The organism is Achromobacter pulmonis, from assembly GCF_902859765.1.
GTDB lineage: Bacteria > Pseudomonadota > Gammaproteobacteria > Burkholderiales > Burkholderiaceae_B > Achromobacter > Achromobacter pulmonis.
In genome coordinates this window covers 1-22,218 of record NZ_CADIJV010000006.1, presented here as the reverse complement: position 1 = coordinate 22,218, position 22,218 = coordinate 1, and the positions used below count along the sequence as shown (strand labels likewise).

Here is a 22,218-nt window from a genome sequence, read left to right as displayed (position 1 = left end):
TGGGCCGGCCTGGCGCCGGCCGCTCCTGCGATCAGAAATAGCCTTCCTTCTTGCGGCGCTCCATCGAGGCCTCGGAAGTCTGGTCGTCCATGCGCGTGGCGCCGCGCTCGGTGATGTCCGTGACGGCGGTCTCGGCGATGATGGCGGCGGTGTCGGCGGCGTCCGAGGCCACCGGGCAGGTGCAGGAAATGTCGCCGACGGTGCGGAAGCGCACCGACAGGCGCTCGACCGTATCGCCCTCCTGCGGCGGCGTCAGACGCGTGACCGGCACCAGCAGGCCCTTGCGCCGCACCACCTCGCGCTCGTGGCTGAAGTAGATGGGCGGTAGCGCCAATTGCTCGCGCTGGATGTACTGCCAGACGTCCAGCTCGGTCCAGTTGGAGATCGGGAACACCCGCATGTTCTCGCCGCGATGCACCTTGGTGTTGAACAGGTTCCACAATTCCGGGCGCTGGGCCTTGGGATCCCACTGGCCGAATTCGTCGCGGAACGAGAAGATGCGTTCCTTGGCGCGCGCCTTTTCCTCGTCGCGGCGGGCGCCGCCGATGCAAGCGTCGAAGCCGAATTCCTCGATCGCCTCCAGCAGCGTCACGGCCTGGGCCGCGTTGCGCGAATCGGTTTCGCGGCGCAGCACCACGCTGCCGCGCTTGATCGAGTCTTCCACGCTGCGCACGATCAGCGTCTCGCCCAATTCGGCCGCGCGGGCATCGCGAAAGGCGATGACCTCGTCGAAGTTGTGGCCGGTGTCGATGTGCATCAGCGGAAACGGAAAACGCCCGGGACGAAAGGCTTTCTCGGCCAGGCGCAGCAGCACCACCGAATCCTTGCCGCCCGAGAACAGCAGCACGGGCTTCTCGCTTTCGGCCGCCACCTCGCGCAGGATGAAGATGGCTTCCGATTCCAGCCAGTCCAGGTGGCTGCGTTGGATCACTGCGGACATGAATATTCCCCTAAAACGGATATCTGAAGGATGACGGCGTCAGGCGCGGGGCGCCGCGACGAGGCCAATCACCCGGTTGCGTGCGTGCAGGCCGCATTCCTTGGAGTCCGACGACTCCCACCACCAGCGCCCGGCCCGCAGGTCTTCGCCCGGGCGGATAGCGCGGGTACAGGGTTCGCAGCCGATCGACGGATACCCCTGGTCGTGCAGCGGGTTGTAGGGAATGCCGAGGCCACGGATCACGCCCCAGACATCCTCTTCGCTCCATTCGGCCAACGGATTGAACTTGTAGAGGCCGAACGTGGCGTCATCCTCTTCCAGGTGCAACTCGCCGCGCGTCGCGGACTGCGCGCGCCGCTGCCCGGTGATCCAGGCGCCGCGGCCTGCCAGCGCGCGCTTGAGCGGCTCCACCTTGCGGATCTGGCAACAGGCCTTGCGCAATCCGACGCTTTCGTAGAAGGCATGGGCGCCATGCTCGGCCACGTGGCGCTGCACCGCGCCGACGTCGGGCCGATGGACGGTGACGTCGCGCCCATAGCGTTCGCGCACCGCGTCCAGCACGCCCAGGGTCTCGGCATGCAACCGGCCGGTGTCGAGCGTAAAGACTTCCAGATCCAGGCCGGCGCCATAGATGGCGTGCGTCAGCACCATATCCTCGGCCGCCAGCGACGAGGCCAGCGCCGCGTCGGGATAGCGCTGTTGGATATCGGCCAGCCGCGCGAGCAATTCGTTCCAGCGGGCCCCCAGGGCCGGCGCCAGGCCGGCAGCCAACGTGGCGGCGGTCATGATTGCACCGCGAAGACACGCGCCCGGCGCGGGCGGGCCAGCAGCGCGTCGCCATCGCGCAGGCCGAGCTCCCGGTACAGATGCTCGGGCACTTCGGCCTCGATGACGTCGCCGGATTCCTCGCTGGCCAGTTCCAGGTGGGCGCTGGGACCGGCCAGGTAGGCGTGCGACAGGCGCACCGGAATGCCGGCGCCGTCCGCGCGGTAGCGCTCGATATCGAATTCGTGCGGCCGCACATAGGCGATGGCGCGCCGGGCCTCGGCCTGCGCCAGGTCAGGCGCCGGGAGCGATAGCCCCGCCCCTTCCCAGACGCCGCCGCTGGCCACGCCCTGCAACGGGTTGACGTCGCCCAGGAAGCCGTAGACGAACGGCGTGGCCGGCCCTTCCCAGACCTCGCGCGGCGTGCCGACCTGTTCGATCCTGCCGGCATTCATCAGCACCACGCGGTCGGCCACCTCCAGCGCCTCTTCCTGGTCGTGGGTGACGAACACGCTGGCCACGTTCAGCTCGTCGTGCAGACGACGCAGCCAGCGCCGCAATTCCTTGCGCACCTTGGCGTCGAGCGCGCCGAACGGCTCGTCCAGCAGCAGCACGCGCGGCTCCACCGCCAGCGCGCGCGCCAGGGCGATGCGCTGGCGCTGGCCGCCCGACAGTTGCGCCGGGTAGCGATCGGCCAGCCAGTCCAGTTGCACCAGATTGAGCAGGTCATGCACCTTGCGCCGGATCCGGTCTTCGGACGGCCGCTGCGAGCGGTGCTTGACGCGTAGCCCGAAGGCGACGTTCTCGAACACCGTCATGTGCTTGAACAGCGCGTAGTGCTGGAACACGAAGCCGACCTGGCGCTGGCGCACATCGACCGCGGTGGCATCCTCGCCGGCGAACAGCACGCTGCCGGTGTCGGCCGATTCCAGCCCGGCGATGATGCGCAGCAGCGTGGTCTTGCCGCAGCCCGAAGGCCCCAGCAGCGCCACCAGCTCGCCGGTCTCGATATGCAGCGACACATCGTTGAGCGCGCGGAACTGGCCGAAGCGCTTGGATAGATTGCGAACCTCGATACTCATGCTTGTCTCCGTCTGGCCGGCCGCGTCAGGCGACGGCCGGCTTGATGGCCGTCGCCGGCCCGGGATACTCCACCGGCAGCGCCGCCGCCGTCAGGTAGCGCGCGTTGCGCCACTCGACCACGTTCTTGGCCACCAACGTCACCAACGCCAGCAGCGCCAGCAGCGATGCCACCGCGAACGCCGCCGAGTACTGGTATTCGTTGTAGAGAATCTCCACATGCAGGGTCATGGTGTTGGTCAGGCCGCGGATCTGGCCGGACACCACCGACACCGCGCCGAACTCGCCCATGGCGCGCGCATTGCAGAGGATGGCGCCGTACAGCAGGCCCCACTTGATGTTGGGCAGCGTCACGCGCCAGAAGATCTGCCAGCCGTTCGCCCCCAGCGTCAGCGCGGCCTGCTCTTCCTCGCTGCCCTGCGCCTGCATCAACGGGATCAGCTCGCGCGCCACGAACGGGAAGGTCACGAACAGCGAGGCCAGGATGATGCCGGGCACGGCGTAGACGATCTTCAGGTCATGCTCCTGCAGCCAGCCGCCGAACCAGCCCTGGGCGCCGAACAGCAAGACGAACACCAGGCCGGCCACCACCGGCGAGACCGAGAACGGCAGATCGATCAACGTGATCAGGAACTGCTTGCCGCGAAACTGGAATTTGGTAATGGCCCAGGCGGCTGCCACGCCGAACACCAGGTTCACCGGCAACGCGATCGCCGCCACCAGCAGCGTAAGCCGGATCGCGGCCAGCGCGTCGGGCTCGACGATGGCTGCCAGGTACAGCTGCCAGCCCTTGCGGAAGGCTTCGACAAACACCGCCGCCAGCGGCACCAGCAGGAACAGCGCCAGGAAGCCCAGCGCCAGCAGCAGCAGGATGCCGCGCACCCAGCGCGGCTCGGTCAGGTGGGCAGGACGGTCAGCAAAGCTCATGCCTGTCTCCCAAGGCCGCGACGGGCCTGCCAACCCTGCAGCAGATTGATGATGAGCAGCAGCACGAACGACAGCGCCAGCATCACCGTGGCGATGGCGGCGGCGCCCGCGTAATCGAACTGCTCCAGCTTGGCGATGATCAGCAGCGGCGTGATCTCGGACACCATCGGCATGTTGCCGGCGATGAACACCACCGAGCCGTATTCGCCGACGGCGCGAGCGAAGGCCAGCGCGAAACCAGTCATCAACGCTGGCAGGATGGTCGGCAACAGCACGCGGCGGATCGTCTGCCAGCGGTCGGCGCCGAGGCTGGCGGCGGCCTCCTCGATCTCGCGCTCGACGTCTTCCAGCACGGGCTGCACCGTGCGCACCACGAACGGCACGCCGATGAAGATCAGCGCGATCACGATGCCCAGCGGCGTGAAGGCCACCTTCAGGCCGAACCAATCGGCCAACGGCGCGCCCAGCCAGCCCTTTGGGGCGTACAGCGCGGTCAGCGCGATGCCGGCCACGGCGGTGGGCAGCGCGAACGGCAGGTCCACCAGCGCGTCCAGGATCTTCTTGCCGGGAAAGCGATAGCGCACCAGCACCCAGGCCACGATGGTGCCGAACACCAGGTTGACCAGCGCCGCCAGCAGCGAGGCGCCGAAAGTGAGTTGATAGGAGGCGAGCACGCGCGGCGCCGTGACCGTATCCCAGAAGCCCTGCCAGCCCAGCGAAGCGCTTTTGATCGGCAGCGCCGCCAGGGGGATCAGTACGAGCACGCTCAGGTAAAGCACCGCGTAGCCCATGGCAATGCCGAAACCGGGCAGCACACCCGGGCTGTTGCGCCGAACGGCGAAAGGCGCCTGCGCGCTCTTTGCCGCCGGAATCGAGGCTGAAGTCATGGCCGTCGTCCGCTGCTTGTCCGCTTAGTTCTTCTGCGGCTGGTAGATCTGGTCAAAGGTGCCGCCGTCGCTGAAATGGTCTTTCTGCGCCTTGCGCCAGCCGCCGAAGATCTTGTCGTCGATGGTCACCAGCTTGACTTTGGGGAACTTGCTTTCGTACTTGGCGGCCACGGTCTTGTCGATCGGCCGGTAGTAGTTCCTGGCGATGATTTCCTGCGCCGCCGGGGTGTAGAGAAATTCCAGGTAGGCCTGGGCCGCGGCGCGGGTGCCCTTCTTGTCGACGATCTTGTCGACGATGGCCACGGGCGGCTCGGCCAGGATCGACAGCGACGGCACCACGATGTCGAACTTGTCCGGGCCCAGTTCCTCCTGCGCCAGAAAGGCTTCGTTCTCCCAGGCCAGCAGCACGTCGCCCACGCCACGCTCGACGAAGGTGGTGGTGGCGCCGCGCGCGCCGGTGTCCAGCACCGGCACGTGCTTGAGCAGCTCGCCGACGTAGGCACGCGCCTTGTCTTCGCTGCCGCCGTTCTTTTCCAGCGCGTAGGCCCAGGCGGCCAGGTAGTTCCAGCGGGCGCCGCCCGAGGTCTTGGGATTGGGCGTGATCACCTGCACGCCGTCCTTGACCAGGTCGTCCCAGTCCTTGATGTGCTTGGGATTGCCCTTGCGCACCAGGAACACGATGGTCGAGGTGTAGGGCGAGCTGTTCTGCGGCAGGCGCGCCTGCCAGTTCTCGGGCAAGAGGCCGCGGTCGGCGACGGCGTCGATGTCATAGGCCAGGGCCAGCGTCACCACATCGGCTTCCAGGCCGTCGATCACCGAGCGCGCCTGGCGGCCGGAACCGCCGTGCGACTGGCGAATGGTCAGGTCGACACCGGCTTTGTCCTTGTATTGCCGGATGAAAGCCTCATCGATGGCGCGATACAGTTCGCGCGTCGGGTCATAGGAAACGTTCAACAGGGTCTGCTTCTGCTGCGCCTGCGCCGGCGCGATGGCGGTGAGCGCTACGGTCATTGCGGCCAAGGCGGCCAACCATCCGGCTTTCCTGAAAGACATTCCTTGCTCCCTTCGCGTGTTTGGCAATGTGGAAGCAAGTGTGCGGGCGGCCTGTTCTGAACGGAACGAATCATTCTTTGATTGCTCATCGCTCCCAGGCATATAGCGCGGTGGCCGCCCGATGTGAAAAAGCCGCGCATTCCCAGGGAATACGCGGCTTTGCGGGCGGTTGCGAGGCGCCATCCGGCAAGGCGGCGCGGGCCGCCTTGCGCACGGATTTCTTATTTACTTATTCGGTTGGGGCGTAATGCGCAGATAGGGACGCACCGCCTTGTAACCCTTAGGGAACTTCTGCTTGATCACGGCCTCGTCCTGCAGCGACGGCACGATGATGACGTCGTCGCCGTCTTCCCAGTTGACCGGCGTGGCCACGCTGTGGCTGTCGGTCAGCTGCAGCGAATCGATGACGCGCAGGATCTCGTTGAAGTTGCGGCCGGTGCTGGCCGGATAGGTGATGATCAGGCGCACCTTCTTGTTCGGGTCGATGATGAAGACCGAGCGCACCGTCAGCGTGGCGTTGGCGTTCGGGTGGATCATGTCGTACAGCTCGGACACCTTGCGGTCCTTATCGGCCAGGATCGGGAAATTGACCTTGGTCGATTGCGTCTCGTTGATGTCCTCGATCCACTTGCTGTGCGAATCGGCGTCGTCGACCGACAGCGCCAGCACCTTGACATTGCGCTTGGCGAATTCGTCGGCCAGCTTGGCGGTGTAGCCCAGTTCGGTGGTGCAAACCGGCGTGAAGTCGGCCGGATGCGAGAACAGCACGCCCCAGCTATTGCCCAGATACTCATGGAAACGGATCGGGCCGACGGAGGATTCCTGTTCGAAATCGGGCGCGGTGTCGCCCAGGCGTAGATGGCTCATGGTGTCTCCTGCTTGCGGATTCGGGTTGCGGAATCGACCGGCCGCCTGCCTGGCGGCCGGCTGGAAAACGTTTCGGCGGCGGCCTGCGCCACCCCTCGAAACGATTCTTCCATCAAACCTGCTGCATGGGAAATACGCAAGACATATAACCTTATGCAATATTCGCGGCCGCGCCGCAGGCGTCCGCCACCCCGCCGGCGCGCACCGCCACCGACAGCGCCAGGGCGCGCGGCAGGATGTGGGCGGCGTAGAACAATCCGGTCGCCTGCTTCTCTCGGTGGAACGGATCCGTCGATCCCCCCGCCAAGTGCCGTCGGCAGGCCAGCACGGCGCGTGCCATCTGCCAGCCGCCATGCACCACGCCGGCCAGCATCAGGTACGGCACGCTGCTGGCATACACCGCCCGGATATTCGCCGCCGATTGCTCCAGGATGAATTCCACGCCGGCCTCATACGCCTGGATCGCGCTGTCGAGGTTGTCGCGCAGAAGGCGCAGGCCGTCGCGCTCGGAGGCCGCCGCGCGCGACGCTTCGGCCTCGACCGCCCGCAACGTCTCGCGCATGGCGGCGATGGCGGCGTAGGCAGTGGCGCCGGCATCGCGCTGGGTCTTGCGGCTGACCAGGTCATTGGCCTGGATTGCGGTGGTGCCTTCGTAAATCGGCAGGATGCGCGCATCGCGGTAGTACTGCGCCGCGCCGGTCTCCTCGATATAGCCCATGCCGCCATGCACCTGGATGCCGAGCGAAGCCACCTCCACCGCCGATTCAGTGGAAAAGCCCTTGACGATGGGCACCATGTACTCGTAGAAGGCACGGTTGCGCGCGCGCTGTTCCGGATCCGGGTGATGCGCGCCCTTGTCGTGCGCCGCCGCTGTCACATAGGACACGGCGCGCGCCGCCTCGGTCAGCGCCTTCATGGTCAGCAGCATGCGCTGCACGTCCGGGTGGCGCGCGATCGGGACCGGGGCGGTGGAACCTTCGACCGCCCTGCCCTGGACCCGTTCACGCGCATATGCCAGCGCGTGCTGATAGGCGCGCTCGGATACGCCGATGCCCTGCTGCCCGACCGAATAGCGCGCCGCGTTCATCATGATGAACATGTATTCCAGCCCGCGGTTCAGTTCGCCCACCAGGTAGCCGACCGCGCCCTCGCCCGCTTCACCTTTGCCCGCGCCATACAGCAGCACCGCGGTGGGGCTGCCATGGATGCCCAGCTTGTGCTCCAGCGAGGCGCACCAGACGTCATTGCGCGGCCCCAGGGCGCCGTCGGCGCCGACCAGGAACTTGGGCACGATGAACAGCGAGATCCCCTTGACCCCGGGGGGCGCATCCGGCGTGCGCGCCAGCACCAGGTGAATGATGTTCTCGGCCAGATCGTGCTCGCCGTAGGTGATGAAGATCTTCTGGCCCGCCAGGCGATAAGTGCCGTCGTCCTGGCGTACCGCGCGGGTCGCGACCTGGGCCAGGTCCGAGCCTGCCTGCGGCTCGGTCAGGTTCATGGTGCCGGTCCATTTGCCGCCGATCAGATTGGGCACGAACGTCCTGCGCTGCTCATCGGAGCCGACGGTAAGGATGGCCTCGATCACGCCGTCGGTCAGCATTGGACACAAGGAGAACGCCAGGCTGGCGGCCTGGATGTTCTCGGCCGGCGCGGCCGCGACCAGCTTGGGCAGGCCCTGTCCGCCCCAGGCCTGAGGATGCTGCAGGCCCTGCCAGCCGCCGGCGGCGTAGTCCTTGAAGCCCTGGGCATAGCCCGGTGTGGTGGTCACGCGGCCATCGCTCCAGACTGGCGGCCGGGTGTCGCCCGGCACATTCAGCGGCACGATCGCCTGTTCGACGAAGCGGCCGTTTTCTTCCAGGATGGCGTCCACCACATCGGGCGTCACGTCTTCGAAACCGGGCAACTTGAGGACGTCGTCCAGGCCGGCCAGTTCCTTCAGCACAAAACGGAAATCCTGCAGGGGGGTAAGGTAGGGCATCTTGTCTCCGTAGGCTCGCTCCCGTGACGGCGGGCGCAGCCAGGTGCGGTGGGATGCCGCCTTGGACGACACGCGGCGCGGTCGATGGCGGTCTCGGTAGTTTCCCTGACCTATGTTAAACCCTCGCTCACTGTCGCGGGCCGTCGCCGGCCCCGCCGTCATCCGCCCAGGTGATGGGCCAGCGCGACGATGATGGGCCCCAGCACCGGCAACAGCACATTGGCGATGGCGTAGGTGACCGTGTAGCCCAGCAATGGCACGGCGCTACCGCTGGCGCCCAGGATGGCGCTGATGGCCGGTGTGCTGACGTGTTGACCGGCAATGGCGCCCACCAGCAGCGGTCCTTCGATCTTGAGCAACTTGTGCCCGACCCACAGCGACAGGCAAGCCGGGCCCAGCGACACCAGCAGGCCGATCAGGGGTAACACGGCGCCATGCTCCCTTATCAGGGAGACGGCTTGCGGTCCGGCGGACAGGCCGACACTGGCGACGAACACGGCCAGGCCCAGGTCCTTGAGCAACTGCACCGCGTGGTCCGGCATGTGCCCGAGCGCCGGACGCTTGGCGTTGATCCAACCGCACACCAGGCCGCTGACCAGCGCGCCGCCGCCGCTGCCCAGCGAGACCGGTATGCCCCACAGGCGCGCGCCGAGGCTGCCGATCATCAGGCCGGCCAGGATGCCGAACGCCAGGAACACCAGATCGGTGACGCCGCTGCGCCGCAGCGCATTGCCCAGCGCCGCCCCGGCCTGCGACAGCTCGGGTTCGGCGCCGACCAGCGTCACCAGGTCGCCGTACTGCACCACCGTGGACGGCATGACCGGCAGCATGTGCCCCGACCGCTGGATCGATTGCAGGAACACCCCGCGCGCGCGCCTGGCGCCCGGCCGCTGGGCCAATTCCCCCACGGTGTGGCCATTGACGGCCTTCTTGCTGACAATGACTTGCAGCTCGGTCAGTTGCAGGTCGTCCGCGTGGGCTTCGGGCAACTGGATTTCCGGACCAATCACCGGCCCCGCCCGCAACACGAAGCGGCGCGGGCCCAGCACCACGACGATATCGCCGGTAGCCAGCCTGTCTCCGGTGGCGGGCTCGATCGCCTCGCCATTGCGCAGCACGCGGCTGATGGCCGTGCGGCCGCCCAGCGCCGCTTCGACCTGGGCCACCGTCCACCCATCGGCGTCCTTGACCACATGCGAGCGTCCCACCAGTCGCGGCAGGGTCGGCATCATGATCTCATCGGCCTCGCCCGCCGGGGCGCCCAGCTTCTGCTCGAGCGCCCTGGAAGCCTGGCGCAGATTGATGCGCAACAGGGCCGGCGCCACCTGGCTGGTGAACAACACAATGCTGATCAGGCCTACCAGATAGGTCAGCGTGTAGGCGGTGGCGATGTTGGCCTCCATGCGCTGCACTTCGGCCTGGGCCAGGCCCAGGTGCTTGAGGGCCTCGGCCGCGGTGCCGACCACGGCCGATTCGGTCGCCGCCCCCGCCGCCAGACCGGCCGCGGTGCCGGCATCCAGTCCGAACAACGGCACCGCCAGCAGCACGATGGTCAGCACCAGGAGGGCTTCGATCAGCGGCAGCAAGATATAGCGCAGGCTGGCGCGGTTCAGGTTGGCGAAGAACTGCGGCCCGCCCGAATACCCCATGGCGAAGATGAACAGGGCGAACGCCACTTCCTTCAGGTCGCCGCGCGTCTGGCAGCCGCTCTGGCCGATCAGCAGGGCGACGATGAGCGTGCCGCAGACGCCTCCCAGCTGGATCGGCCCGACCCGCAGCTTGCCAATCAGGTATCCCAGCCCCACCGTGAGAAACAAGACGGCGATGGGAACGCTATTGAAGAACCCGACGGAGCACGTCATAAGCGCGTCTCACCCTGGCGATGGCGGCGTCCCGAGGCTACTTTGCCCCTTTCCTGGCCGAGCGCTCGGCCTTGGCGGCTTGTTTCACCGCCTGCTTCACCGCCTTCCTGGCCGCCTTCTTGGCCGCGCCCTTGCCGGCTGCCGTGCGTTTGGCGGCCGAGGCCTTGACCTTCTGGCCCTTGCCTGCGGTCGGGCCCGAACGCACCAGTTGGCCGGCCTTCCAGGCCTCGACGTATTCGGTGGCGGCATCGACCATGTACTTGCCGATCCTGGAATAATCGCCGTCGTCCAGGTTGGCCAGCGAAATACGGATGGACCAGGGCGGGCCACCGAAGCCGCCGCCGTCCATCAGCACCACACCGGACTTCTCGGCCAGGCGGAACAGGAAGTCGACCGGTTCGTAATTCGACGTCATGTACTTGCAGAAGGCGTCGCCATATGTGTTCTTGGCCCACACCATGAAGTCCAGTTCTACGTAATACCAGCCGCGCATCGGGTCTTCCGGCGGCAGCGGCACCCCCAGCCCGCGCCACAGCGCATCGCGCCGCGCCCGCACGATCTGCATGGTCAGGTGCTTGTATGCGTCCTTCAGGTCCAGCAGGTGCGACAGCGCGAAAAAGCCCATCTGCACCTGCTGCGGCAGCGACAGCCCGGCGGTGTGGTTCAGCGCCACGTTGCGGCTGTCGGCCACCAGCCGGTCGATGAACTTGAGCTTCTCCGGCTCCATGGTCATGGCGCCATAGCGCTTTTCCAGGCGCTTCTTCCACGACGCCGGCAACTCGGCGATGCGGCGGTCCATGGTGTTCTTCTCATGCGTCGCGATCACGCCCAGGCGCCAGCCGGTGCAGCCGAAGTTCTTCGAGAACGAATACACGCAGATGGTGTTGTGCGGCACCTCGGCCATCAGCGAGCGGAAGTTCGGCACGAAAGTGCCATAGACGTCGTCCGTCACCAGCACCAGGTCCGGGTTCTTGCGAATCAGCCCCACGATCTGCTTCATCTCGATCGGGCTGAAGGCAACCGAGGGCGGGTTGCTGGGGTTGACCGTCACTGCCAGCTTGATCTTCGGGTTCTCGAGCTTGGCGATTTCCGCGGCCGGGTAGTGCCAATCGTGGGTGCCGTCGGCGCGCACGCTGCTGGCATTGATGGCGACGATCTTGAACTGGAAGCGCTCCAGGTGCGCGATCTCGATATACGGCGTGAAGGTCGGCAGGAACAGCGCGATGGTGTCGCCCTGCTTGAGCAGGCCGTTCTGCATCAGCGAATCGAAGATGTAACACATGGCCGCCGTACCGCCCTCCACCGGGAACAGGTCGAACTTGCCCTTGGGCGGACGGCCGTCGCACATTTCCTTGACCAGGTAGTCGTGCAGGATCTGCTCCAGGTGCACCAGCGCGCGCGGCGGCACCGGGTAGTTGTCGCCGATGACGCTATCGGTCAGTTCATGGATCCATTCGTCCGGCACGAAATTCTTGATCTTGACGCCGTACTCCAGCACTCCGGCCAGGAAGTCCGCGCCCGCCGCGCCCTTGTTCTTGGAGAGGAACTTGCGCAGGCGGTCGGCGCAGCCCTTTTTGGGCGGCATGCCCGCCAGGATGCCATCGTCGCGCACCCGGCGCGCTTCCTTCATGGCGAACTGGCCCAGCAGGAAAAAAGCATCGCGCGGCTCGGTGGCGATCCAGTTGGGATTGCCGCGGCCGGCGTTCAACATGGTCAACGCGGCGGTCTGCTGGCTGTCCTTGGCCAGCGTGATCAGGTAGTCCTTCAATTCGAAGGGCGACAACTGCTCCAGATCGCGTTGGCGCGAACGGGTAGTTTTCAGGGCCGAGGCCAGGCTGACAGTGATGGGCGCGGTGGAAGCCATTGTGCGGTACTCCTGGTATGCGATTGACAGACGCTTGCCCGGGAGAGTCCCGGACCGCTGGCCCGCGCACGGCGCGGGCCGATATCCCGCGGGAGGCCATGTTGCCGAAGGGCGGGATCGCCTCCGGAAACACGGCTCCTAGGTCATGAGCATGACGATCACAATGCCCCAGATGATCAGCAGGGTATTGCCGATGGCGTAGGGCACGGTGTAGCCCAGGGCCGGCACCTGGCTCTTGGCGGTCTCGGTGATCTGGCCAATGGCCGCCGTAGTGGTGCGGGCGCCGGCGCAGACGCCCAGCACGATGCCGGGATGAAACTTGAACACATAGCGGGCGATGTACACCCCCAGGATCATCGGCACGCTGGTGGCGATGATGCCGGCGATGAACAGCTTGGCGCCCAATTGCTGGAAACCCTCCACGAAGCCCGGCCCCGAACTGATCCCGACCACCGCCACGAATGCGGTCAGGCCGACCGACGTCAGGAACCAGTGCACCGGCTCCGGCACCCGGCCGAAGGTCGGATGCACCGACCGCAGATAGCCGAAGATCAGGCCGGCGATCAGCGAGCCGCCCGAGGTCGACAGCGTGATGGGAATGCCGCCGACCGTCAGCACCAGCGTGCCGAACAGCCCGCCCAGCAGAATGCCGAACCCCACGAACACCATGTCGGTTTGTTCCGTTGCGCGGTCCACGTAGCCCACCTTGCTGACCACGCGCTCGACGTCGCGCTTGGCGCCGAGGATGAACAGGCGGTCGCCACGGTCGAGCTTCAGGCCCCAGTTGACCGGCATCTCGTGCCCGCCGCGCACCACTTTGCGCAGGAACACGCCGCGGCCCAGTTCGCGCACCTGCTCCAGCTCGGCGATTTCCTTGACGGTCTTGCCGGCCAGGTTCTTGTTGGTCAGCACCACCTCGACCACCTCGGCGGGCAGGTTGATCAGGTCGCGGTCCTCAACTTCTGCACCGATGATGCCGGACGCCTGCAACACCAGCGCATCGTGCCGGCCAGCCACGCCCAGCACGTCGCCGGCCTGCAGCACGGTGCTGGAATCGGTATCCATTATCTGGTCGCCGCGACGGATGCGCTCGATGAAGACGCGCGCCTCGACGAAGCGCGATTCGAGTTCCCCCACGGACTTGCCGACGAATTCGGAATGGTCCAGCTTGTAGGCGCGGGAAATGAACTTGCGGTAGCCGGACAGTTCCAGCGAATCGCTGCCGCCGGACATCTTGGCTTCGTACGCCTGGCATTCCTTGACGATGTCCACCCGCATCAGCTTGGGCCCGAGCGAGGCCAGCAGCCAGGCACTGCCGACCGTGCCGAAGATATAGCAGACTGCATAGGCCACCGGAATGCTGTCGATCCATTTCTTCTTCGTGGCCGCGTCGACGCCCAGGCCATTGATGGTGTCGGTCGCCACCCCCATCACCGCGGAAATGGTCTGCGCCCCGGACAGCAGGCCCGCGCCGGTGCCGGCATCGAAACCGAAACCCACGGCTGTGCCCCAGGTGACCAGCAGGCAGATGACACAAATGATGACGGCGAAAAGGACCTGCGGCAGGCCATCGCTTTTCATGCCGCGAAAGAACTGCGGCCCGACGCCATAGCCCAGCCCGAACAGGAACAGGAGGAAAAAGACTTGTTTAACGATCGGGGCGATGGTGATGTCGAGCTGGCCGACCAGCACGCCGACCAGCAAGGTGCCGGTCACCGCCCCCAGATTGAATCCGAATATCTTCTTGGCGCCGACCCAATACCCCAGACCCAGCGTCAGGAAAATCGCAAGCTCCGGATATTTTCGCAGAGTGTCAAAGAACCATTCCATCCCGAATCTCCTTCGTTATGTACAGGTCAAGCACTTGCGCGTATCTCGCTGCGCGCGAAACACATTATCAGAATACTTCGAAAGGTCAAAAGATTTGCTCGATAAATATCAAATAGTTTCGATTGTCAGGCGCGCGGAAATTACCCGAACACGAAAATACCGGGCATGAAAAAGCCCGCGGCTTGACGCGCGCGGGCTCGGAAATAAGACCAGGAAATCGCGGTTTACAGCGCGCTGGTCAATTCAGGCACGACCTGGAACAGATCGCCGACCAGGCCATAATCGGCCACGCCGAAAATCGGCGCTTCGGGATCCTTGTTGATGGCGACGATGACCTTGGAGTCCTTCATGCCGGCCAAATGCTGGATGGCGCCCGAAATACCGACGGCCACGTACAACTGCGGCGCGACGATCTTGCCGGTCTGACCGACCTGCCAGTCGTTAGGCGCATAGCCGGCGTCGACCGCGGCGCGCGAAGCGCCCAGCGCGGCGCCGAGCTTGTCGGCCAGCGGATCCAGGATCTTGAAGTTCTCGGCGCTGCCCAGCCCACGGCCGCCGGACACGACGACGCGGGCGCCGGCCAGTTCCGGACGGTCGCTCTTGGCGACTTCGCGGCCGACGAAGCTGGACAGGCCGGAGTCGGCCACGGCGGCGACGTCTTCCACGGCCGCCGAGCCGCCCTGCGCGGCCACGGCGTCAAAGCCGGTGGTGCGCACGGTGATGACCTTGACCGGATCGGCCGATTGCACGGTGGCGATGGCGTTGCCGGCGTAGATCGGGCGCTGGAAGGTGTCGGCGGATTCCACGCCGATGATGTCGGAGATCTGGGCCACGTCGAGCTTGGCGGCAACGCGCGGGGCGATGTTCTTGCCCGAGGCGGTGGCCGGGAACAGGATGTGGCTGTAGCCCGAGGCCACCGCCAGCACCTGGGCGGCGACGTTCTCGGCCAGGCCGTCGGCCAGCTGCGGCGCGTCGGCCAGCAGCACCTTGGACACGCCAGCGGCCTGCGCGGCCTGATCGGCCACGGCGCGCGCGTTGGCGCCGGCGACCAGCACGTGCACATCGCCTCCGATCTTGGCGGCGGCGGCGACGGCGTTCAGGGTTGCGCCCTTGAGCTGGGCGTTATCGTGTTCGGCAATAACCAGCGTCGTCATTTCAAACCACCTTCGCTTCGTTCTTGAGTTTGTCGACCAGGGCCGCGACATCGGCCACCTTGATGCCGGCCTTGCGGGCGGGCGGCTCGCTGACCTTCAACGTCTTCAGGCGGGGCGCCGGATCGACACCCAGATCTTCGGGGGTGACGGTGTCCAGCTGCTTCTTCTTGGCCTTCATGATGTTGGGCAGCGTGACGTAACGCGGCTCGTTCAGGCGCAGGTCGGTGGTGACGATGGCCGGCAGCTTGAGCGTCAGCGTTTCCAGGCCGCCGTCCACTTCACGCGTGACCGTGACCTTGCCGTCGGCCAGCTCGACCTTGCTGGCGAAGGTGGCTTGCGGCCAGTCCAGCAGCGCGGCCAGCATCTGGCCGGTCTGGTTGGCGTCGTCGTCGATGGCCTGCTTGCCCAGGATCACCAGTTGCGGCTGCTCCTTGTCGACCAGGGCGCGGAGCAGCTTGGCCACGGCCAGCGGCTGCAGTTCGGCGTCGGTCTGCACCAGCACGCCGCGATCGGCGCCGATCGCCATGGCGGTGCGCAGCGTTTCCTGGCATTGCGCAACGCCGCAAGAAACCGCCACGACCTCGGCCACGGCGCCCTTTTCCTTCAGGCGGGTGGCTTCCTCGACGGCGATCTCGTCAAAGGGGTTCATCGACATCTTCACATTGGCGATATCCACGCCGGTCTGATCAGACTTGACGCGCACCTTGACGTTGTAGTCAACGACGCGCTTGACAGGTACCAACACCTTCATCCCGCTGCCTCCAAAATGGAAATAATTACCCGGCAACCGCCGGGATCGCATTGCACAATTTTTTCCTGATTCTACAGCTTCGCCAGCGCCCGTATATGGGCAACGACGCTGCGCCCCAGGGCGGACAGGTTGTAGCCCCCCTCCAGGGTGCTGACGATCCGGCCCTGGCAATGGCGCTCGGCCACGTCCACGAGCTGTTCGGTGATCCATGCATAATCGGCCTCCACCAGCCCCATTTGCCCCATGTCGTCCTCGCGGTGGGCATCGAAGCCGGCCGAAATCAGAATAAGTTCCGGGCGGTGCGCCTCGAGCCGCGGCAGCCAGGTGCCGGTGACGATGGCGCGCACGGCGGCGCCGGCCGTATAGGCCGCCACCGGCACGTTCACCATATTGTCTGCCGGATGCTCGGCGCCGCTGTTGGGGAAGAAAGGATGCTGGAAAATGCTGCACATCAGCACCCGTTCGTCGCCAGCGAAGACATCCTCGGTGCCATTGCCATGGTGGACATCGAAATCGACGATGGCCACCCGCGACAGACCATGGAAATCAAGGGCGTGGCGCGCCGCGATGGCCACGTTGTTCAGGAAGCAAAAGCCCATGGCCTGTGAACGGCAGGCGTGGTGGCCGGGCGGACGCACCGCGCAAAACGCCGTGCGCGCCTCGCCGCCGATCACCGCGTCCACGGCCGCCACGCCCGCGCCGGCCGCGTACAGAGCCGCCTCGTAGGTGTGGGGATTCATGAGGGTGTCGGGATCTATCGGGTAATACCCGTGGTCTGGCGTATGTTCGCGCAGACTGTCCAGATACTGGACAGTGTGCACCCGCAGCACGTCGTGACGGGACGCCTGCGGCGCCTGCCGGTCGTCCAGATAAGGCATCAGGCCACTGGCGAGCAATTGATCGGAAATGGCGTCCAGCCTCTGCGGGCTCTCCGGATGCCAACTGCCCATTTCATGCAAGCGGCATGCCGGGTGGGTAAGATACATGGTCTCCATAAGGAAGATTATGTTCACCTGTCGGCGATTACTGCAACTCGGCACCTTATCGGCCCTGCTGGCCGGGTGCGCCACCACCGCTCCCACCGCCCCCAACCCGTCCTCCGGCCAGCCTTCGGCGGCCGCCACCGGCACCGGCGCCATCCGTATCGGACCCAGCACGCCGACGCCTGGCGCCGAACCCGCGGACGACGGCCCGGCGGCCCTGACCCCCAGCGGCACCCTGCGGCCCGAGGTGCGCGCCTTCGCCGAGAACCTGGCGGCCGAGCGCGATCTGGCGCTGGCCCCCATGGTCACGGCGCTCGAAGGAGCCCGCTACAACGCCACAGTCGCGCGCCTGATCGCGCCCTCGCCGCCTGGCAAGAAGATCTGGCGCAGCTGGCTGACCTACCGCTCGCGCTTCGTCGAGCCCAAGCGCATCGGCTGGGGCGTGGAGTTCTACAACGCGCATCGCGACCAGCTCAACCAGGCGGCGCAGCGCTTCGGCGTGCCGGCGCCGATCATCGCCTCGATCATCGGCGTTGAAACGCTGTATGGCCGCAATATGGGCAATTTCCGCGTGCTGGACGCCTTGACCACGCTGGCCTTCGATTATCCGGACCCGGCCAAGCCCGAGCGCGCCACCATGTTCCGTGGCCAGTTGGCCGACTTCCTGACGCTGGCGATGAAAGGCAAGCTGGATATGGAAACCCGCGGCTCGTATGCCGGCGCCATCGGCATGCCGCAGTTCATGCCCACCAGCATCCGGCACTACGCAGTGGACGGCGACGACAGCGGCCATATCGACCTGACCAACAACACCCGCGACGCCATCATGTCGGTGGGCAGCTTCCTGTCGCAGCATGGCTGGCAGCGGGGCCTGCCGGTGTTCGCGCCGGTGGCGCTGCCGGCCGACCCCAGCGCGCTGGTCGATGGCGGGCTGGAACCCAAGCAGACCTGGGGCGCGCTGACCGCGGCCGGCGCGCGCCTGCAGCCCGGCGCCTCGGCCAACGGCTGGGGCAGCCAGCCCATGGGCGTCGTCGACCTGGTCGAAGAGGCCCGCGGCACCGCGCAATACCGTGTCGGCACGCCTAACTTCTTCGCCCTGACGAAATACAACCGCAGCTACTTTTACGCCACCGCGGTGGCCGATCTGGCCAGCGAGATCGAAGCGCGCGTCGGCCGCTGAAGGGCCGGGCCCGGAGCGGGTCAACGCCGGATCGACCCGATCCGGGTCGATCCGCTACCACTCAGACCGTGGCCACCGGCGTGGCGGGCGAGCCCGCCGCGCCCGGCAGGTTCAGCGGCGGGGCGGTCAGCAGAAAGCGGCTGCGGCCGTTGGCCGTCAGCCAGCGCGCCAATGCGCCCAGATACCACATCTCGCCGATCGGCAGGCCGAGCTTGAAGATGCAGTGGTGGTGCAATGGCAGCGCAGCGCAGCAGGCGTTGGGCTTCTGCGTCGGATAGATTTCCAGCGCGTGGTTGTCCGAGGCCATCGCGGCCACCTGGGAATCGGTGATCCATTGCAGCAGCTTCTCGTCGCTGCCATCCAGCCCGGCGCAGATCTCATGCAGCGTATGGTGATCGGGCTGGCGCTGCTTTTCCAGCAACGCATCGCCGAATTCGGTATGGAACAACACGATGTCGCCCCGCTCGATCTCGATGCGATCGGCTTCGATGATGCGCATCAGGTCGTCGTAGCCCACCGCCCGCTGTTCGCGGCCATAGTGCCGCGCCAGGTCGACCATGACGCCGCGGCTCTGCAGGCAGGATTCGGCCAACTGGGTAATATCCAGCTTCCCGGCATGGGAGGCGCCGCCCCGGCCCAGGTCGGTTTTGGCGAAACCGTTGTCGACGTCGTAGTCGACCGGGCCGACCACGTGCTCGTTGGGCCGATAGCCGTTGTAATAGACGCGCTCGGGCAGGCCATCGCCATTGGCATCGAACAGCGCGCCCACGTGCGCCAGCGAATCCCACTGGGTCGAATACTGCAGGCTCATTTCGACAATGTCATCACTCAAGACATCGACGCATCCCGGACGCAGACGGCCCAGCGGAAAATTCAGATACTGGTCGCCATCCCTCTCCGTCGGGCGCAGCTTGGGGGGATGGCGGCGCACGTTGACGCCGTTGCCTCCGGGATAATCCAGCGGCAGCGACAGACAGAAACTCAGTCCCTCGCGGACCTCCTGGATTCCCTTCATCACATTCGCGGGAGTGATGTAATTCAGGCAACCTCTTTGATCGTCAGGGCCGAAGTCACCCCAATTCGATCCCTCGGGACGATTCTTCCATCTCATGCGGCACGACTCCTTGGCAATTGAAAGCAAATTTGACACAAAATTATCATGTATAGGATAATAGCATCATGGATGTGAAAACAGCCGCCCGAGTCCTGGATGTTCTGAACCTCTTCGCCGAGGCGCAGAAGCCCTTGCTGTACAGCGAGATCGCCGCGCAAATGGAGATCCCGCTGTCCAGTTGCCATGGCCTGCTCAAGACCATGGTGGCGCGCGGCTACCTCTATGAGATCGGCAAGAAGCACGGCTATTACCCGACCCAGAAACTGATCCACGTCGCCACCCTGATCTGTCGCAGCGATCCGCTGAACGCGGTGATCGAGCCGGTCCTGGCGCGGGTGCGCGACCTGACCGGCGAGACCGCCTTGCTGGCCAAGCTCGCCGATGACAAGGTGGTGTACCTGATCGTCGCCGAATCCAAGCAGACCATCCGCTTCTCGCACCAGCCAGGCGGCTTCAAGGCGGTCCACGCCACCAGTTCGGGCAAGGCGCTGCTGTCGGTGCTGTCCGACGACGAACGCCAGAAATGGTTCAAGACCTATCCCGGGTTCGCCGCGTACACCGACACCACCCTCACCAGCCAGGCCGCCTTCGACCGCGATCTGCGGGCCGGCGTCCAACGCGGCTGGCAACGCTCGCTGGGCGAAAACGTCGAAGACGTCATGTCCATTTCGCTGGGCTTTCGCGCCTATGAACAACCCTTCGCCATCGTGGTGGCCGGCCCCCCTGGGGCGCATGCAGAAAAACGAAGCCACCACTGGACAGCAACTCAACGAGGTCAAGGCGCTGCTACGCGCGGCCCTGCCCTCGGCCAACCTCACCTTTGTAGGAGAAGACAGCAAATGAACAAGCGCACTTTGCTCGCCGCGGCATGCTCGGCGATCGCCATCGGGGCCCTGCCGCTGGCTGGCGCGCAGGCGCAGGACGCCTATCCCGATAAGCCGATCCGCGTGATCATGCCGTGGGCGGCAGGCGGCCCGACCGACGTGGTGGGGCGCGTGATCGCGGTGCGCATGGGTGAAATCCTGGGCCAGCCGCTGGTGATCGAGAGCCGGCCCGGCGCCAGCGGCACCATCGGCGCCGCCCAGGTGGCGCGCTCGCCCGCCGATGGCTACACCGTGCTGATGAATCCCTCGGTGCAGGGCATCTATCCGGCGCAGTTCAAAAGCCTGACGTTCGACCCGATCAAGGACTTCCGCATGGTCGGCGTGCTCGGCACGGTGCCGATGGTGGCGGTGGTGCCACCCGACTCGAAGTTCAAGAGCTTTGGCGAGCTGATCGCGCAGGCCAAGGCCCAACCGGGTTCGCTGAGCTTCGCCTCGCCGGGCGTGGCCACCCTGCCGCACCTGGCCGGTGAACTCATCAACACCACCACCAAGGCCTCCATCGCGCACGTCGGTTACCGCGGCAGCAGTCCGGCCCTGACCGACGTCGCCGGCGGCCACGTCGACCTGATGTACGCGCCGCTGGCCCCCGCCCTGCCCCTGATCCATAGCGGCAAGGTGCGCCCGATCGCCGTGACCACCAAGAAGCGCCTGGCCGAACTGCCCGACGTCCCGACCATCGCCGAAAGTGGCCTGCCCGGCTTCGATATCGTCACCTGGTACGGCATGTGGGTGCCCAAGGATACGCCCGAGCCCATCATCGCCAAGCTGAACAAGGCCATGATCGAGGCCTCGCAATCGCCCAAAGTGGTCGAGGCGCTGAAGGCCCAGGGCACGCAGCCCAGCACCATGACCTACCAGGAGGCGGAAGCCTTCAACCTGGCCGAAAGCGCCCGCTGGATCAAGGTCATGAAGGACGCCAACATCCAGCCCGAGTAAAGCCTGGCAACGCCTGGCGCCGCATGGCCAGGCAGCAAATGCAACGCCCCACGCCCCGAATGGCATCCGGGAGGTGGGGCGTTTTTCATCGGCGCGGACGCAGGCCCGCGCAAGGCGTCAATTGTTGAAGACGCCCGTCGACAGGTAACGGTCGCCGCGATCGCAGACGATGAAGACGATGGTCGCGTCATTGACGCGCTCGGCTACGCGCAGCGCCGCGACCAAGGCGCCGGCGGACGAGATGCCGCCGAAGATGCCCTCTTCCGCGGCCAGGCGGCGCGCCATGGCTTCGGCATCGGCCTGCTCGATCGATTCGTAGGCATCCACGCGGCTACGGTCGAAGATCTTGGGCAGATAGGCTTCGGGCCATTTGCGGATGCCGGGGATCGACGAACCCTCGGCGGGTTGCGCCCCCACCACCTGCACCGCCGGATTGCGCGATTTCAGGTAGCTGGACACGCCCATGATGGTGCCGGTGGTGCCCATGGCGCTGACGAAGTGCGTGACACGGCCCTCGGTCTGGTTCCAGATCTCCGGACCGGTACTCTCGACGTGGGCGCGCGGATTGTCCGGATTGGCGAACTGGTCCAGCACCACGCCCCGTCCATCGGCCTGCATTTCGGTCGCCAGGTCACGGGCATATTCCATGCCCCCCTTGTCGGCCGGCGTCAGGATCAGCTCGGCCCCGTAGGCTGTCATGGCGGCGCGCCGCTCCACGGAGAGGTTGTCCGGCATGATCAGGATCATGCGGTAGCCGCGCATGGCCGCCGCCATGGCCAGCGCAATGCCGGTATTGCCACTGGTCGCCTCGATCAGCGTATCGCCGGGCTTGATGTCGCCACGCTCCTCCGCATGCTTGATCATGGACAGCGCCGGCCGGTCCTTGACCGAGCCGGCGGGATTGTTGCCTTCCAGCTTGGCCAGGATGACATTGCCCCGCGCCGCGCCAGCGGCTCCGGGAATGCGCTGCAGGCGCACCAGCGGCGTATTGCCGACGGTCTGCTCGATAGTGGGATAGGTAGTAGTCATGCCGCCGATCATAACCCCGCCCGGCGCCGGCCGCCGCCAAAAGCCGCGCTCGCGCCAGGGGCTCAGCAGGCGCCTGCCCCCGGGGCCGCCGGGAAGCCGGCCGCTCCTGGCAGCGACCGGCGCGCGGCGCGGCC

The 22,218-nt window shown here is 66.1% G+C and carries 18 protein-coding genes; 2 read left to right on the top strand and 16 right to left on the bottom strand.

Features of this window, described 5'->3' with window-relative positions; all coding sequences use genetic code 11:
• Positions 1–31: 31 nt before the first annotated feature.
• From cysD to HV701_RS07325, 14 genes are all read right to left on the bottom strand, one after another.
• Entirely contained in the window at positions 32–940 is a 909-nt protein-coding gene (gene cysD / locus HV701_RS07390) for a sulfate adenylyltransferase subunit CysD (protein ID WP_175132432.1), read from the bottom strand.
• 39 nt (positions 941–979) lie between these two features.
• On the bottom strand, positions 980–1,726 hold the full coding sequence (locus tag HV701_RS07385) for a phosphoadenylyl-sulfate reductase (RefSeq protein ID WP_254595140.1): 747 nt from the start codon (positions 1,724–1,726) through the stop codon (positions 980–982).
• A complete protein-coding gene (locus HV701_RS07380) occupies positions 1,723–2,787 on the bottom strand; it encodes a sulfate/molybdate ABC transporter ATP-binding protein (protein ID WP_175132431.1) in 1,065 nt (354 codons plus the stop codon). The genes HV701_RS07385 and HV701_RS07380 overlap by 4 nt, the downstream gene beginning before the upstream one ends.
• A 25-nt stretch (positions 2,788–2,812) precedes the next feature.
• Positions 2,813–3,712 carry a sulfate ABC transporter permease subunit CysW gene (cysW, locus tag HV701_RS07375; protein ID WP_175132430.1) on the bottom strand — a complete coding sequence of 300 codons (900 nt, stop codon included), beginning with the start codon at positions 3,710–3,712 and terminating at the stop codon, positions 2,813–2,815.
• The gene (gene cysT / locus HV701_RS07370) at positions 3,709–4,599 is read right to left on the bottom strand and encodes a sulfate ABC transporter permease subunit CysT (protein ID WP_175132429.1); all 891 of its coding nucleotides are present in this window, start codon (positions 4,597–4,599) and stop codon (positions 3,709–3,711) included. Before cysT ends, cysW begins: the two co-directional genes overlap by 4 nt.
• A gap of 24 nt (positions 4,600–4,623) precedes the next feature.
• The gene (locus HV701_RS07365; protein WP_254595139.1) at positions 4,624–5,610 is read right to left on the bottom strand and encodes a sulfate ABC transporter substrate-binding protein; all 987 of its coding nucleotides are present in this window, start codon (positions 5,608–5,610) and stop codon (positions 4,624–4,626) included.
• Positions 5,611–5,877: 267 nt separating this feature from the next.
• On the bottom strand, positions 5,878–6,519 hold the full coding sequence (locus tag HV701_RS07360) for a peroxiredoxin (protein WP_175132427.1): 642 nt from the start codon (positions 6,517–6,519) through the stop codon (positions 5,878–5,880).
• 151 nt (positions 6,520–6,670) lie between these two features.
• Positions 6,671–8,497: an acyl-CoA dehydrogenase gene (locus HV701_RS07355; RefSeq protein WP_175132426.1), complete on the bottom strand. Its 1,827-nt coding sequence runs from the start codon at positions 8,495–8,497 to the stop codon at positions 6,671–6,673.
• Between the two features lie 158 nt (positions 8,498–8,655).
• Entirely contained in the window at positions 8,656–10,359 is a 1,704-nt protein-coding gene (gene aspT / locus HV701_RS07350; protein WP_175132425.1) for an aspartate-alanine antiporter, read from the bottom strand.
• Positions 10,360–10,396: 37 nt separating this feature from the next.
• On the bottom strand, positions 10,397–12,223 hold the full coding sequence (locus tag HV701_RS07345; RefSeq protein WP_175132424.1) for a bifunctional aspartate transaminase/aspartate 4-decarboxylase: 1,827 nt from the start codon (positions 12,221–12,223) through the stop codon (positions 10,397–10,399).
• Between the two features lie 138 nt (positions 12,224–12,361).
• Positions 12,362–14,053: an aspartate-alanine antiporter gene (gene aspT, locus HV701_RS07340; protein WP_175132423.1), complete on the bottom strand. Its 1,692-nt coding sequence runs from the start codon at positions 14,051–14,053 to the stop codon at positions 12,362–12,364.
• 224 nt (positions 14,054–14,277) lie between these two features.
• The gene (locus tag HV701_RS07335; protein ID WP_175132422.1) at positions 14,278–15,207 is read right to left on the bottom strand and encodes an electron transfer flavoprotein subunit alpha/FixB family protein; all 930 of its coding nucleotides are present in this window, start codon (positions 15,205–15,207) and stop codon (positions 14,278–14,280) included.
• Between the two features lies 1 nt (position 15,208).
• A complete protein-coding gene (locus HV701_RS07330; RefSeq protein ID WP_175132421.1) occupies positions 15,209–15,958 on the bottom strand; it encodes an electron transfer flavoprotein subunit beta/FixA family protein in 750 nt (249 codons plus the stop codon).
• 71 nt (positions 15,959–16,029) lie between these two features.
• Positions 16,030–16,953: a histone deacetylase family protein gene (locus tag HV701_RS07325; RefSeq protein ID WP_175132420.1), complete on the bottom strand. Its 924-nt coding sequence runs from the start codon at positions 16,951–16,953 to the stop codon at positions 16,030–16,032.
• 10 nt (positions 16,954–16,963) lie between these two features.
• Here HV701_RS07325 and mltB point away from each other — a divergent pair, with 10 nt between their 5' ends.
• Positions 16,964–18,121: a lytic murein transglycosylase B gene (gene mltB, locus HV701_RS07320; protein ID WP_175132419.1), complete on the top strand. Its 1,158-nt coding sequence runs from the start codon at positions 16,964–16,966 to the stop codon at positions 18,119–18,121.
• 61 nt (positions 18,122–18,182) lie between these two features.
• On the opposite strand, the gene HV701_RS07315 is transcribed toward mltB, so the two are convergent.
• Positions 18,183–19,232: a cyclase family protein gene (locus HV701_RS07315; RefSeq protein WP_175132418.1), complete on the bottom strand. Its 1,050-nt coding sequence runs from the start codon at positions 19,230–19,232 to the stop codon at positions 18,183–18,185.
• 68 nt (positions 19,233–19,300) lie between these two features.
• Between HV701_RS07315 and HV701_RS26735 the strand changes: the two genes are divergently transcribed.
• Entirely contained in the window at positions 19,301–21,055 is a 1,755-nt protein-coding gene (locus HV701_RS26735; protein ID WP_254595138.1) for a tripartite tricarboxylate transporter substrate-binding protein, read from the top strand.
• A gap of 117 nt (positions 21,056–21,172) precedes the next feature.
• On the opposite strand, the gene cysM is transcribed toward HV701_RS26735, so the two are convergent.
• Positions 21,173–22,084, bottom strand: a complete 912-nt coding sequence (gene cysM, locus HV701_RS07300; protein ID WP_175132416.1) for a cysteine synthase CysM — start codon at positions 22,082–22,084, stop codon at positions 21,173–21,175.
• Between the last annotated feature and the right edge of the window lie 134 nt (positions 22,085–22,218).

Coding starts and splice junctions, on each gene's coding strand:
- cysD (WP_175132432.1), bottom strand. CDS start 940: ATGTCCGCAGTGATCCAACGCAGCCACCTGGACTGGCTGGAATCGGAA.
- HV701_RS07385 (WP_254595140.1), bottom strand. CDS start 1,726: ATGACCGCCGCCACGTTGGCTGCCGGCCTGGCGCCGGCCCTGGGGGCC.
- HV701_RS07380 (WP_175132431.1), bottom strand. CDS start 2,787: ATGAGTATCGAGGTTCGCAATCTATCCAAGCGCTTCGGCCAGTTCCGC.
- cysW (WP_175132430.1), bottom strand. CDS start 3,712: ATGAGCTTTGCTGACCGTCCTGCCCACCTGACCGAGCCGCGCTGGGTG.
- cysT (WP_175132429.1), bottom strand. CDS start 4,599: ATGACTTCAGCCTCGATTCCGGCGGCAAAGAGCGCGCAGGCGCCTTTC.
- HV701_RS07365 (WP_254595139.1), bottom strand. CDS start 5,610: ATGACCGTAGCGCTCACCGCCATCGCGCCGGCGCAGGCGCAGCAGAAG.
- HV701_RS07360 (WP_175132427.1), bottom strand. CDS start 6,519: ATGAGCCATCTACGCCTGGGCGACACCGCGCCCGATTTCGAACAGGAA.
- HV701_RS07355 (WP_175132426.1), bottom strand. CDS start 8,497: ATGCCCTACCTTACCCCCCTGCAGGATTTCCGTTTTGTGCTGAAGGAA.
- aspT (WP_175132425.1), bottom strand. CDS start 10,359: ATGACGTGCTCCGTCGGGTTCTTCAATAGCGTTCCCATCGCCGTCTTG.
- HV701_RS07345 (WP_175132424.1), bottom strand. CDS start 12,223: ATGGCTTCCACCGCGCCCATCACTGTCAGCCTGGCCTCGGCCCTGAAA.
- aspT (WP_175132423.1), bottom strand. CDS start 14,053: ATGGAATGGTTCTTTGACACTCTGCGAAAATATCCGGAGCTTGCGATT.
- HV701_RS07335 (WP_175132422.1), bottom strand. CDS start 15,207: ATGACGACGCTGGTTATTGCCGAACACGATAACGCCCAGCTCAAGGGC.
- HV701_RS07330 (WP_175132421.1), bottom strand. CDS start 15,958: ATGAAGGTGTTGGTACCTGTCAAGCGCGTCGTTGACTACAACGTCAAG.
- HV701_RS07325 (WP_175132420.1), bottom strand. CDS start 16,953: ATGGAGACCATGTATCTTACCCACCCGGCATGCCGCTTGCATGAAATG.
- mltB (WP_175132419.1), top strand. CDS start 16,964: ATGTTCACCTGTCGGCGATTACTGCAACTCGGCACCTTATCGGCCCTG.
- HV701_RS07315 (WP_175132418.1), bottom strand. CDS start 19,232: ATGAGATGGAAGAATCGTCCCGAGGGATCGAATTGGGGTGACTTCGGC.
- HV701_RS26735 (WP_254595138.1), top strand. CDS start 19,301: ATGGATGTGAAAACAGCCGCCCGAGTCCTGGATGTTCTGAACCTCTTC.
- cysM (WP_175132416.1), bottom strand. CDS start 22,084: ATGACTACTACCTATCCCACTATCGAGCAGACCGTCGGCAATACGCCG.